This is a genomic window from Enterobacter sp. Ag1 (assembly GCA_000277545.1).
GTDB lineage: Bacteria > Pseudomonadota > Gammaproteobacteria > Enterobacterales > Enterobacteriaceae > Cedecea.
This window is the reverse complement of sequence record AKXM01000060.1, coordinates 84,196-95,817: the sequence shown is the minus strand read 5'-3', so window position 1 is coordinate 95,817 and position 11,622 is coordinate 84,196. Positions and strand designations below refer to the sequence as shown.

The 11,622-nt window shown below is 52.6% G+C and carries 12 protein-coding genes; 4 read left to right on the top strand and 8 right to left on the bottom strand.

Annotated features, from left to right (window positions below; genetic code table 11):
* Positions 1-26 precede the first annotated feature (26 nt).
* Positions 27-1,070 (bottom strand): GMP reductase, encoded by a 1,044-nt coding sequence (locus A936_RS22235; protein ID WP_008461816.1) that lies wholly within the window; start codon positions 1,068-1,070, stop codon positions 27-29.
* Positions 1,071-1,457: 387 nt separating this feature from the next.
* Between A936_RS22235 and coaE the strand changes: the two genes are divergently transcribed.
* The 3 genes from coaE to yacG are packed head-to-tail and all read left to right on the top strand — an operon-like array spanning position 1,458 to position 3,028.
* Positions 1,458-2,078 (top strand): dephospho-CoA kinase, encoded by a 621-nt coding sequence (gene coaE / locus A936_RS22230; RefSeq protein ID WP_008461815.1) that lies wholly within the window; start codon positions 1,458-1,460, stop codon positions 2,076-2,078.
* Positions 2,078-2,821 carry a cell division protein ZapD gene (gene zapD / locus A936_RS22225; RefSeq protein WP_008461814.1) on the top strand — a complete coding sequence of 248 codons (744 nt, stop codon included), beginning with the start codon at positions 2,078-2,080 and terminating at the stop codon, positions 2,819-2,821. Before coaE ends, zapD begins: the two co-directional genes overlap by 1 nt.
* 9 nt (positions 2,822-2,830) lie before the next feature.
* Positions 2,831-3,028 carry a DNA gyrase inhibitor YacG gene (yacG, locus tag A936_RS22220; protein ID WP_008461812.1) on the top strand — a complete coding sequence of 66 codons (198 nt, stop codon included), beginning with the start codon at positions 2,831-2,833 and terminating at the stop codon, positions 3,026-3,028.
* Here yacG and mutT read toward each other — a convergent pair.
* The 3 genes from mutT to secM all read right to left on the bottom strand — a co-directional run bounded on the left by mutT (position 3,025) and on the right by secM (position 6,752).
* A complete protein-coding gene (mutT, locus tag A936_RS22215) occupies positions 3,025-3,414 on the bottom strand; it encodes an 8-oxo-dGTP diphosphatase MutT (RefSeq protein ID WP_008461811.1) in 390 nt (129 codons plus the stop codon). The genes yacG and mutT overlap by 4 nt on opposite strands.
* A 62-nt stretch (positions 3,415-3,476) precedes the next feature.
* On the bottom strand, positions 3,477-6,182 hold the full coding sequence (gene secA / locus A936_RS22210) for a preprotein translocase subunit SecA (protein ID WP_008461809.1): 2,706 nt from the start codon (positions 6,180-6,182) through the stop codon (positions 3,477-3,479).
* A gap of 63 nt (positions 6,183-6,245) precedes the next feature.
* Positions 6,246-6,752: a secA translation cis-regulator SecM gene (gene secM / locus A936_RS22205; protein ID WP_034810176.1), complete on the bottom strand. Its 507-nt coding sequence runs from the start codon at positions 6,750-6,752 to the stop codon at positions 6,246-6,248.
* A 22-nt stretch (positions 6,753-6,774) separates the two neighbouring features.
* Between secM and A936_RS22200 the strand changes: the two genes are divergently transcribed.
* Positions 6,775-7,290, top strand: coding sequence for a DUF721 domain-containing protein (locus A936_RS22200; RefSeq protein ID WP_008461805.1), 516 nt, complete (start codon positions 6,775-6,777; stop codon positions 7,288-7,290).
* An 8-nt stretch (positions 7,291-7,298) separates the two neighbouring features.
* Here the strand turns inward: A936_RS22200 and lpxC are convergent, their stop codons facing one another.
* The 4 genes from lpxC to ftsQ form a co-directional block, all read right to left on the bottom strand.
* Positions 7,299-8,216, bottom strand: a complete 918-nt coding sequence (lpxC, locus tag A936_RS22195) for a UDP-3-O-acyl-N-acetylglucosamine deacetylase (RefSeq protein ID WP_008461803.1) — start codon at positions 8,214-8,216, stop codon at positions 7,299-7,301.
* Positions 8,217-8,317: 101 nt separating this feature from the next.
* A complete protein-coding gene (gene ftsZ, locus A936_RS22190; protein ID WP_008461800.1) occupies positions 8,318-9,469 on the bottom strand; it encodes a cell division protein FtsZ in 1,152 nt (383 codons plus the stop codon).
* Positions 9,470-9,532: 63 nt separating this feature from the next.
* Entirely contained in the window at positions 9,533-10,789 is a 1,257-nt protein-coding gene (gene ftsA, locus A936_RS22185; protein ID WP_008461798.1) for a cell division protein FtsA, read from the bottom strand.
* A complete protein-coding gene (ftsQ, locus tag A936_RS22180) occupies positions 10,786-11,622 on the bottom strand; it encodes a cell division protein FtsQ (protein ID WP_008461795.1) in 837 nt (278 codons plus the stop codon). Before ftsQ ends, ftsA begins: the two co-directional genes overlap by 4 nt.

The following is an 11,622-nucleotide window of genomic DNA, read 5'->3' as shown; positions in this document are numbered from 1 at the left end:
AGCCTGAGCTGCGTCATCGATGCTCATCAGAGGCTATTGAAAACGCGGTTTTCCTGTTCCGCTACGCGGATGAAAGTTGTGCGTTTAGTCAGCTCTTTAAGGCGAGAGGCACCTACATAGGTACAGGCAGAACGCAGGCCGCCAAGGATATCGCGAGCGGTATTTTCCACCGGCCCGCGCAGAGGCAGCTTAACGGTTTTGCCTTCTGCAGCGCGGTACTGCGCAACACCGCCTACGTGGCGGGTCATGGCAGACTCGGAGCTCATGCCGTAGAACAACATAAACTTCTCGCCATCCTGCTCAACAACGGTACCACCGCTTTCTTCATGCCCTGCCAGCATACCGCCCAGCATAACGAAGTCAGCTCCACCACCAAAGGCTTTAGCTACATCGCCCGGCACAGTACAGCCACCGTCGCTGACGATCTGGCCGCCTAAGCCGTGAGCTGCATCAGCACATTCAATGACGGCGGAAAGCTGAGGGTAGCCCACGCCGGTTTTAACGCGCGTGGTGCATACAGAGCCTGGGCCAATGCCAACTTTCACGATATCGGCCCCTGACAGGATCAGCTCTTCACACATTTCACCGGTAACCACATTACCCGCACAGATAACTTTATCAGGCCATGCTTCGCGGGCTTTGCTGACGAACTGGGTGAAGTGCTCAGAGTAGCCGTTCGCCACGTCGATGCAGATAAATTTCAGTGCAGGAGTCAGAGCCAGAATCTGCTTAGTTTTGGCAAAATCTGCATCAGAAGTGCCGGTTGAGACCATGATATGGCGCAACAGGTTTTCAGGCACGGAACGAATAAAGTTGCTCCACTCTTCTACAGAGTAGTGTTTGTGCACGGCGGTAAGAATATCGAATGAGGCCAGCGCCTGCGCCATCGCGAAAGTGCCTACGGTGTCCATATTCGCAGCAATAATAGGGACGCCAGACCAGGTGATACCGGAATGCTTGAATGTGAATTGACGTTCCAGCTCAACGTCTGAACGGCTTTTGAGGGTGGAGCGTTTTGGGCGAATTAAAACGTCTTTAAAACCTAACTTCAAATCTTCTTCAATACGCATGATGCAGATCCCTGGGTCGAATGGCGATGAACGCGATCGGCGGCAGGCTCTTCATTACTCAAGACAGAGAACAACGGCAAGCCCGGAACCCAGATATACAGAAATCAGACACTGGGGTGAGCAAGCACGGAAAACGTACCTGTGGCTTAAAGTAAAACGAGCAAACAACTGCCAACTCCAGTGACGCTATCATACGCAGTAATAATGACTCCGCAAGACTGCGAAAACCGACTTTTTTACGCTACAATCGTTTAAATTTACCTGGTAAACGGTAAAAAGCCCGCAGACGGCGAATACCCGATTTTTACGTGATACAAAATCACCTAAAATCACGCCACCAAAGACTTTTTATCTTATTGATAAATATAGCATCAGGATCGGTTATTTATGGTTTACACGGTTGCACTTACGGGCGGCATTGGCAGTGGTAAAAGTACCATCGCCGAAGCCTTTTCCCGCGCTGGAGTCACCGTCATAGATGCAGATGTAATTGCCCGTCAGGTTGTTGAGCCAGGCCAACGTGCGTTAGCTCTCATTTCTCAACATTTTGGCCCAAAGATCCTTCTGGAAGATGGTTCTTTAAACCGTCGAGCGTTGAGAGAAACGATCTTCAGCTCCCCGCAGCAAAAGCAATGGGTTAATAACCTGCTACATCCTATTATCCAGCAGCAAACTCGTGATGAGATTGCTCGTGCTACCTCACCTTACGTGTTGTGGGTAGTCCCTCTGCTGGTAGAAAACAATCTGCAACAAAAGGCGGACCGGATTTTAGTGGTGGATGTTTCCCCCGAGACCCAGATTGCGCGTACTATGCTGCGGGACAATGTTTCCCGCGAACACGCCCAGCAGATTCTGGACGCTCAGGCGTCCCGGGAAGCTCGCCTCGCCGTGGCAGATGATGTAATTAATAATGACGGCAGTCCCCAGGACGTTGTCGTGCATGTTGACCGCCTGCATCGCCAGTACCTGAAACTGGCTGGTCTGGCCGCACAACAGGAAGCAGAATGATGAACACTCAGGTTCTTTTCGAACACCCATTGAATGAGAAAATGCGCACATGGCTGCGTATTGAGTTTTTGATCCAACAGATGCAGTCAGCACTTCCTATCAATGACAGCGCAAAGGCGCTGCATTTTTTTCGTAACGTCGGTGACTTACTGGATGTGTTTGAAAGGGGCGAAATTCGCACCGATATTCTCAAAGAGATAAGCCGTCAGCAGCGTAAACTGCTGAGCTGGTCAGAAGTCCCGGGGGTTGATATGCAGCGCATCGACTCGCTGCGAAGCCAGTTGGAGAGCTGCGGCAGCGTGTTGATGGCCGCGCCGCGCATCGGGCAAATTCTGCGAGAAGATCGCCTTATTGCGCTGGTACGCCAGCGGCTTAGCATCCCAGGCGGCTGCTGTAGCTTCGACCTGCCTACCCTGCACATTTGGCTTTATCTGCCGCAGGAACAACGCGATGCTCAGGTTCATTTTTGGCTAAACAGTCTCGAACCAGTGAAACAGTCGCTCGATCTTCTGCTGGACATCATCCGCAATTCTGCGCCATTCCGGAAACAAACCAGCCTCAATGGATTCTACCAGGACAATGGCGACGATGCCGACCTGCTTCGTCTTCATCTCACTCTCGGCGATCAGCTTTATCCACAGATTTCCGGCCACAAAAGCCGCTTTGCGATTCGTTTTATGCCGCTGGATTCAGAGAATGGCCTGGTGCCTGAACGCCTCGACTTTGAGCTGGCCTGCTGCTAAGGAAACAACATGAACGAAGAAACCATCGTTAATTGTCCTGGCTGCGGCAAAGCGGTTATCTGGAACGAAAGCAGCCCATACCGACCATTTTGCAGTAAGCGCTGCCAGCTTATCGACCTGGGCGAGTGGGCCGCTGAGGAAAAACGTATTCCCAGCAGCGGCGACCTCTCTGAAAGCGAAGGCTGGAGCGAAGAACAGGAACGCTAATCGTTTAGCAGCTTTAAAATGACGGGCTCATTGGCTGGCGGAAACTCGTCGGCGATGAGTTCCCCTTGAGCAACCCAACGCCCGGGTTGCCCTTCTTTGCCCCAGGGTTCACCTTCCCAACTTTCTATCAGATAGAACCACAGGGAAATATGACGATCCGGGAACTGGTACTCCAGGGTTTCAAACAGGCTGGCACTTTGCACCACAATACCGGTTTCTTCCTGTAATTCCCGGATAACGGCCTGTTCCGGAGATTCACCTGCCTCAATCTTCCCGCCGGGAAATTCCCATTTATTCGCCATGTGCGCATCGGCTGCGCGCTGCGTGATAAAAATTTCACCCTGTTGATTACGGATAATGCCGACAGCGATTTGCAGTTGCTTCATACTCTCAAACTCCGTGCGTAAAAAAGGCGCAGCAAGCTGCGCCTTTTCGATTTTGTCAGACCTTAGCTCAGACGGCCATGGCACTGTTTGTATTTCTTACCGGAACCGCAAGGGCAAGGATCGTTCCGACCCACTTTACGATCGCCAGTTTCTGCTGCCAGCGCCTGTGCGGCCTGAGTTTCATCATCCACATGACTAAGCTGCTGCATACGTGCCAGACGCTCGGCTTCTTCACGACGCTGTTGTTCCATCGCTTCAACTTCTTCCGGCAGGCGGACCTGGACTTTGCTCAGGGTGCTGATCACTTCATATTTCAGTGACTCCAGCATCGCGGCAAACATAGAGAAGGATTCACGCTTGTATTCCTGCTTCGGATCTTTCTGCGCATAACCGCGCAGGTGGATCCCCTGACGCAGGTAATCCATTGCGGCCAGATGCTCTTTCCACAGGGAATCCAGCGTTTGCAGCATCACGCCTTTTTCGAAGTGGCGCATCATTTCTGCACCGACGACTTCTTCTTTACGTTGATAAAGCTCAATCGCCGTCTGCAGAATACGCTCACGCAGCGTTTCTTCGTGCAGCTCAGGTTCTTTATCCAGCCACTCTTTGATTGGCATCTCGAGATCAAAGTCGTTTTTCAGACGCTCTTCCAGACCTTCTACATCCCACATTTCTTCCAGAGACTGAGGCGGAATATGCGCATCGATGGTGACTTTGAAGACGTCTTCACGAATGCTGGCGATGGTTTCGCTCACGTCGGTAACGTCGAGCAGCTCATTACGCTGGGTATAAATAGCGCGGCGCTGATCGTTTGCGACGTCATCGTATTCCAGCAGCTGCTTACGAATATCAAAGTTACGGCTTTCGACTTTACGCTGTGCGTTGGCAATCGCCTTGGTTACCCAAGGGTGTTCAATGGCTTCGCCCGGCTTCATACCCAGTTTACGCATCATATTGGATACGCGATCCGAGGCGAAGATACGCATCAGGGCATCTTCCATCGACAGGTAGAAGCGGGAAGAACCGGCATCACCCTGACGACCAGAACGGCCACGCAGCTGGTTATCGATACGGCGGGATTCATGACGCTCGGTGCCGATGATATGCAGACCACCTGAAGCCAGTACCGCATCGTGGCGAACTTTCCAGTCCGCTTTGATCTGAGCAATTTGCTCTGGCGTTGGCTCATCCAGCTCAGCAATCTCTTCCTGCCAGCTCCCGCCCAACACGATATCCGTACCACGACCCGCCATGTTAGTCGCGATGGTTACCGCGGCTGGGTAACCCGCCTGAGCAACGATAGCCGCTTCGTTGGCGTGGAACTTGGCGTTCAGAACATTGTGTTTGATACCGGCCTTGGTCAACTCATTGGAAACCACTTCAGATTTCTCAATGGAGATGGTCCCCACCAGCACAGGCTGGCCGTTCGCGGTACGCTCTTTAATGTCTTCGATAATCGCGCCAATTTTATCCAGTTCGGTCATGTAGACCAGATCCGGCATATCTTTACGGATCATTGGGCGGTTGGTCGGCACAACGATGGTGTCGAGCTTATAAATAGAGCTAAATTCAAACGCTTCGGTGTCTGCAGTACCGGTCATCCCTGCCAGCTTCTCGTAAAGACGGAAGTAGTTCTGGAAGGTGATGGACGCCAGCGTCTGGTTTTCATTCTGAATTTCGACGCCTTCTTTTGCTTCAACGGCCTGGTGAAGACCATCTGACCAACGGCGCCCCTGCATAGTACGGCCCGTGTGTTCATCAACGATGATGACTTCGCCATCTTTAACGATGTAGTCAACGTCGCGGGTGAACAGCGCATGGGCGCGAAGTGCCGCGGTCACATGATGCATCAGCATGATGTTGGCTGGTGAGTACAGCGACTCGCCCTCTTCCATCATGCCTTCTTGCACAAGCAGCTCTTCAATCAGCACCAGACCACGTTCGGTCAGGTTAACCTGGCGAGATTTTTCATCCACGGAGAAGTGGCCTTCACCCTGGAAGGTGTCAGAGTCTTCTTTTTCCTGACGCATCAGGTGCGGAATGATTTTGTTCACGCGTTTGTACAGCTCAGAGCTGTCTTCCGCAGGGCCGGAGATGATCAGCGGCGTACGCGCTTCGTCGATCAGGATGGAGTCAACTTCATCCACCAGCGCATAGTGAAGCTTGCGCTGCACGCGCTCTTCAGGGCTGAAAGCCATATTGTCGCGGAGGTAGTCGAAACCGTATTCGTTGTTGGTACCGTAGGTGATGTCTGCTGCGTAAGCTTCACGCTTAGCCGGCGCTGGCATGCCTGGCAGGTTGATACCTACGCTCAGCCCCAGATATTCAAACAGAGGACGGTTGTTTTCGGCGTCACGCTGGGCCAGGTAGTCGTTCACGGTAACAACGTGTACACCTTTGCCACTCAGTGCGTTTAGATAAGCTGGCAGCGTTGCCGTCAGGGTTTTACCTTCACCGGTACGCATTTCCGCGATGCAGCGATCGTTCAGGACCATGCCGCCCAACAGCTGTACGTCGAAGTGACGCATACCGAAGACGCGTTTACTTGCTTCACGAACAACGGCGAAAGCTTCCGGGATTAGCGTTTCCAGCACTTCACCTTTTTCCAGACGCGCGCGGAACTCACCGGTTTTAGCCTTCAGCTCATCATCCGTGAGCTTTTCCATCTGCGGTTCCATGCTGTTGATCACGGAAACCACTTTGCGCATACGGCGCAGTGTACGATCGTTACGACTACCGAAAACTTTAGTTAATAATTTGATTAGCATAATAAATTCTCAAACGCCTGCCGTCAGTACGGTCAATAAATTGTTGTTAGTTTGGAAGATGAATTAGCTGAGGCAAAGCGGGCCTGCGCGGATGCCCTGCACCTGACGGATCCACGCCACGGTACTGAAAACGTCTCCTACAGGAGATGACCTAAACGCAGTCTGGCGAACAATAACGGGAGGTTTACTTTCCTGCGTTAACAGCGCGCTAAGCGTGTCCAGCAGGGCAAGGTGCTGTGCCTGAAGCGGCACGCTTTCCTGTGCCACAGGCAAAGCCTGAGGTGCCATAGCAAAGGAAAGATGACGGATAACGGTGCGGATTGCATGCTGGTGCCAGTAGTCCACACTGAAGGAAGGACGGCGAGTGCTTTCTTGCAGTTGAACAAGGCTATCGAAACGCAGCTGCCGTGCCGAATCGTGACGGCTGGCGGAAGCTTCAGCGGGCACACCGGTTTCTGTGTTACCGTTGAGCGCAGGCATGCCAAAACTCGCCGCGACCATCCCCAACAGGAGATGCGGCCAGAAATAACGTCTGCCAAATTGTCGCCAACGATTTAGAATACCAATCACTTTTTCCGCCGGAGCTTAATGTATGCGCGACAGTCGCCCGCAATCTTTAGAAAATCTGTTTGACGAAGCCGGTCAGGAAAGCATGCTACAGAACGTACAGCAACGTGCCGTCGCTCTGCTGCGTCTTAACCGGGCAGTGAAAAGCATTTTGCCTGCTCCACTGCATCCCTGGTGCCGGGTGGCCAACTTCCGTCAGGGCATTCTCGTCCTTGAAACCGCAAATGCCAGCTGGCTGATGCGCTTACGCTATGAACAAGCCACGCTGCTGAGTGCATTACGCGCCCAAATCTTACCATCATTGACATCAATCGACATCAGGATTAATCCTTCGCTGGCGGCAAAAGGGCAGGAATTTGTTCAAGAAAACACCACTCAGACAGAGACTGAGAAATACGAAGTGAATCGTCAACTGAGTAAGCAGAGTGCAGAAGCGTTGAGAGAGGTGGCTAAACGTAGCCCGGAGAAATTAAGAGCAACAATAGAACGACTGGCTTCACTGGCCGGAGAGGGTACCAGCAAAACCAGTCGTAATCGCTAATTTAAGCGTTACGCCAGCACCAGTTTAGGTGCTTTAAACGCCAACGGAAGTTCGGCTTCGTCTTCGAAGGTCGCCCATTCCCAGGCTTCCTGTTTAGCCAAAACAGCCTGCAGCAGTTTGTTGTTCAGGGCATGACCAGACTTATAGGCGGTAAACGCGCCGATAATGTTGTGGCCACACATGAACAGATCGCCGATAGCATCCAGCATTTTGTGACGAACGAATTCATCTTCAAAACGCAGGCCGTCTTCGTTCAATACGCGATAATCGTCAACAACGATGGCACAATCGAAGCTGCCGCCCAGGCACAGGCCGCGGGACTGCAGATATTCGATATCACGCATAAAACCGAAGGTACGCGCACGGCTAATCTGACGCATAAATGCTTCAGCAGAGAAGTTCATGGTGTAGCGCTGGGTGCTTGCATCAATCGCCGGATGGTTGAAGTCGATGGTAAAGTCCAACGAGAAACCATTAAACGGTGACATTTCAGCCCATTTATCGCCATCTTTCACGCGAACCGTCTCTTTCAGACGTATAAATTTCTTGGCCGAGTTCAGTTCGTCAATCCCTGCATCAAGCAGCAGATAGACAAACGGCGCCGCACTGCCGTCCATAATAGGGATTTCTGGCGCATCGACTTCAACAATAATGTTGTCGATACCCAGCCCTGCCAGGGCAGCGTTGAGGTGCTCTACGGTAGAAATCCGTACATCATGCTCATTGACCAGACAAGTACAGAGCATGGTATCCCGCACGGATTTGGCATCAGCCGGAAAATCTACCGGAGGATTCAAGTCGGTGCGACGATAGATGACCCCGGTATTTGCCGGCGCAGGGCGCAGCGTCAGTGTGACTTTCTTGCCGGTATGTAAACCGACGCCAGTCGCCTGAACGATACGTTTAAGTGTCCTTTGTTTGATCATCGTATAATCCCGCCAAATTACTAAGCTAGCCGAGAGTGTATATCACTAACGGCAGGCCAGTTTAGCACAAAGAGCGAATATTCCCAACTTCCGGTTTATTCTTAATCAGCTTGCTTACGCAGGAACGCTGGAATATCCAGATAATCAGGCTCTTTCGCCGTCTGCGGTGTGTTGTCGTTCACCACTTTAGCGGCCGGCTTTTGCTCTTGCGTCAGCGGAGCCATACCGTGCTGCTGGTAGCGATCCATCACTGGCTGCTGTACCTGCTTGTTAGTCACCAGGGTAATCTCAGGACGTTTGTCCATGCCGATCCCAGTAGCAACAACAGTTACGCGCAGTTCGTCGTTCATCTCTGGATCCAGAGAAGTACCGATAACCACAGTTGCGTTGTCAGATGCGAACGCACGAATGGTGTTACCCACGGTTTCGAACTCATCCAGACGCAGGTCGAAGCCAGCGGTGATGTTAACCAACACGCCACGAGCGCCAGACAGGTCGATATCTTCCAGCAGCGGGCTGGAGATAGCCATTTCTGCCGCTTCTTCAGCACGGTCTTCGCCGCTGGCAACGCCAGAGCCCATCATGGCATAGCCCATTTCGGACATAACCGTACGCACGTCCGCGAAGTCAACGTTCATCAGGCCCGGACGAGTAATCAGCTCGGCAATACCCTGCACGGCGCCTTTCAGTACGTCGTTTGCCGCACCAAATGCGTCAAGCAGAGAAATGCCGCGTCCCAGCACTTTCAGCAGCTTGTCATTCGGGATGGTGATCAAGGAGTCAACGTGCTTAGACAGCTCGGCGATACCCTGCTCCGCGAAAGCCATACGCTTCTTGCCTTCAAAGTTGAAAGGCTTAGTCACGACGGCAACGGTCAGGATACCCAAATCTTTAGCTACTTCGGCAACAACAGGAGCAGCACCCGTACCGGTACCACCGCCCATACCAGCAGCGATGAACACCATGTCTGCCCCGTCCAGCGCAGCGCGTAAAGCTTCGCGGTCTTCTTCCGCAGCGTTACGACCCACTTCTGGATTTGCGCCTGCGCCCAGACCTTTAGTGATCCCATTACCGATCTGGATCGTCTGGCCGACAGCGGTTTTACGCAGTGCCTGAGCGTCAGTGTTCACCGCAAAGAATTCAACGCCTTCGATGCGTTCACGCACCATGTGTTCAACGGCGTTACCGCCGCCGCCACCGACGCCGATGACTTTAATCACCGCGTCGTTGGTCAGTTCCATAGGTTCAAACATAGTTTCTCTCCGTTTTGTGCCTGTCGCCTGAGACCGCTAATTGTCTCCGGTCTCTTATAAAAATTAAAATTCTTTTCTCAGCCAGCTGTTCAGTCGCTTAAACCATGAGCCAACAGAGGTCCTTTTTTCCACTTCTGCTTCACCACTGAGATGTGACTCTTTCCCGTAGTGCAGCAACCCTACTGCGGTCGAGTAATACGACTCCTGGGCATAATCAGTAAGGCCAGTAATATTCAACGGCTGACCGATACGCACCTGCGTATGGAACACACGCTGAGCACAGGCTGCCAGGCCTTCAATTTGTGCCGCGCCGCCGGTTAACACAATCCCCGCCGCCAGATGATGTTTCACACCCTGCTGGCGAAGCTGTTCCTGTAACTGCAAAATCTCTTCATTGACCAGGTTGAGCAGCTCGGTGTAACGAGGCTCAATCACTTCAGCCAGCGTCTGACGCTGAAGACTGCGTGGTGGGCGTCCACCCACGCTCGGAACCTCAACATTCTCGTCTTTGCCGACGATAGATCCCAGGGCACAACCATGGCGAACTTTAATCGCCTCAGCATCGCTCGGTGGCGTTCCGAACGCATAGGCGATATCGCTGGTAACCACGTTCCCTGCATAAGGGATAACTTTGGTGTGACGCAGCGCACCGCCGGTATACACCGCCATATCCATGGTACCACCGCCGATGTCCACAACACAGACACCCAGCTCGCGTTCATCTTCGGTCAGTACCGCGTAGCTTGCGGCCAGACCGGCGAAAATTAATTGGTCAACTTTCAAACCACAACGTTCAACCGCTTTAACGATGTTTTTTGCCATATCGTTATGGCAGGTGATCAGATGCACTTTCGCCTGCATACGGACGCCGGACAGGCCTACCGGATTTTTGATCCCTTCCTGGTAATCAATAGCGTATTCCTGCGGAATCACATGCAGAACGCGGTGTTCATCGCGAACACGCACTGATTTTGCCGTATGCACCACATTTTCAACATCTTCTTGCGTCACTTCCTCTTCCGAAATCGGCACCATGCCTATCTCGTTTTGGCAGCTGATATGCTTGCCGGACAGCGCCAGGTAAACTGAAGATATCTGGCAGTCTGCCATCAATTCAGCCTGGTCAATCGCCCGTTGAACGCATTTAACCACCGACTCAAGGTCGTTTACTCCGCCTTTGTCCATACCACGCGAAGGGCAGCTGCCCACGCCAATAATATTGACCATACCGTCGGGCAGAACTTCCCCTACTAAAGCGGCAACCTTCGCGGTGCCAATCTCCAGTCCAACTACCAGTTTTCTGTCCGTCGCCTTGATCATCGTTGTTCTGCCTGTGCCTGATTCTGTTGCTGATTCGGATTAGGTACCGGAGGAGGAAGTGCCTCCCAACCTACCGCGGCGCCTGAATCGTATCGCAGGTCGACATAACTGATCCGTTTGTTATCAGCCTGCGCCTGCTGCTGCAGAACCGGGTACAGTTCTACAAAACGATCCAGACGTTTCATCGTGTCGCCCCGACCAAGGTTGAGCTTAATTCCGTTATTCAGCGTCAACTGCCAGGAGCGACGAGCGGTCATAGCCGCTTGTTTCAACGTAAATTTATCCTTTGCCAGCACCACGCCCATGTCACGGTAACCTTGCAGAACTTCGTTTTCGCTGCCTTCCGGGCCGGAAAGCATCGGCAAAGTCTGCTTGCTGGTGCGTTCTGCTGGTACGCTGAAGGAATTTCCCTCTGCGTCAACCATATGCTGGTCATTCCAACGTGCTATCGGCACATATTCAACCAGATGAATCTTCAATTCGTCCGGCCACTGCTTTCTAACGCTTGCCTGCTTGATCCAGGGCAACCGTTCTATCTGCTGTTGGATGATATTCACATCCTGGGTCATAAAAGTACCCGGAGGCCCCAGGGCCAGAATAGACTGGCGTATATCATCATTACGTGTGTAGTGCCGCTCCCCGGTTACCACCAGCCTGGAGAGTGGTAAACGCTGGGCATCTTCCATCCAGCCCACCACAATCCAACCGCCGATAAACACGCTCAACAATACCGCGCCCAGGAAAATCATCCCTGCGAGACGGGAGCCGTTGCTGCGCCGAGCGCTGGCATTTTCCTCGGCACGATTACGCGCATTCAGTGCAGCCTGCGACAT